This window comes from Microbacterium ulmi (assembly GCF_011759705.1).
In the GTDB taxonomy this organism is placed as follows: Bacteria; Actinomycetota; Actinomycetes; order Actinomycetales; family Microbacteriaceae; genus Microbacterium; species Microbacterium ulmi.
Genome location: NZ_JAAOZF010000001.1, coordinates 1,940,789 through 1,942,050, shown reverse-complemented (window position 1 = coordinate 1,942,050; position 1,262 = coordinate 1,940,789). Strand labels below are relative to the sequence as shown.

General features: G+C 71.8%; 1 protein-coding gene. It reads left to right on the top strand.

Annotation, left to right across the window (positions count from 1 at the left end; all coding sequences use genetic code 11):
* Positions 1–302: 302 nt before the first annotated feature.
* On the top strand, positions 303–1,196 hold the full coding sequence (locus FHS08_RS09205) for a DUF559 domain-containing protein (protein WP_167038263.1): 894 nt from the start codon (positions 303–305) through the stop codon (positions 1,194–1,196).
* The last annotated feature ends 66 nt before the right edge of the window (positions 1,197–1,262 follow it).

The window sequence follows — 1,262 nt, the reverse complement described above, 5'->3', positions numbered from 1 at the left end:
TGCGGCACGTCACCCAGGACTGACCCCCCGCCCGACCCGCCGGGCTCAGACATCCCGACCCGGCGTGTCCACCGACCGGCCAGTCCTCCGACACCACGACCGGATGCCCAGGCGGCACGTCACCCAGGACTGACCCCCCGCCCGACCCGCCGGGCTCAGACATCCCGACCCGGCGTGTCCACCGACCGGCCAGTCCTCCGACACCATACGGCGACTCCTCCCCGACGGGCGGTGCCACGGGGCTCTCCACCGCGGCGGTTCGATCCGGGATCATCTGCCTGCCGCGGAGCCATCGTGGTGCCGTGCACCCCTTCCCTCCCGACGCGTGCCGCGCCCTCGGCGGCGTGGCCAAGGCCGGCGACCTGCGCGCGGCGGGCTGCACGAGCCGCGGGCTGCGGGCGTCAGTGGCCAGCGGCGAGCTGCTCCGGCCGCGCCTCGGGACCTATGCGCTGCCCGGGACCTCCGACCTCGCGATGCGCGCCCTCGGTGTCGGCGGTCTGCTCGCCTGCGTGTCGGCTGCCCGTTCTCTCGGGCTGTGGACTCTCGACGACGGCGAAGGATCCAACCCGCACGTGTGGATCGCTCCGACCCGGAACACGTCGAGAGAGGTGCTCGACGGATGCCGGATCCACCGCGACACGCTGATCGACCCACCTCGCGGACCGAGCGTGGGCATCGTCGACGTCCTGCGACAGCTGCTCAGATGCCACGGCATCGAGACGTTCTTCACAGCACTCGAGTCGGCACTCCGCCAGGGCATCCTCGGCCGGCGGGCGAGTGAGCGGCTGCGCCGCGCCATCCCGAGAGAGCATCGCTGGCTCGTGGACTTCGCGCGCTCCGACGCCGACAGCGGCCTCGAGTCGCTCCTGCGCCTTCGGTTGCACGCGATCGGGATGACTCTCGCGCCTCAGGTGGAGATACCTGGCGTCGGTCGGGTGGACTTCGTCGTCGGCGACTGCTTGATCCTGGAGACCGACGGCGCCACCCACGAGGGAGCAGGCCGTCATCGCGACCTCGTGCGCGACGCCGTCGCCATGAGCCTCGGCTTCATCACCCTGCGCTTCGACTACGCCATGATCGTGCACGAGTGGGAGCTCGTCGAGCTTGCCGTCGTCGGTGCCCTCGCCCGGAACCGCCATCGCAGCGACCTCGGCCTTCGCATCGAGGCTGAGGCGGCTCGAAAGCGGCGGTCCTGACCCGCGGGGAACGGATGCCGAGACCCGACCAGGCCGGCACCCACGACCGGGACAAGACCCGACCCG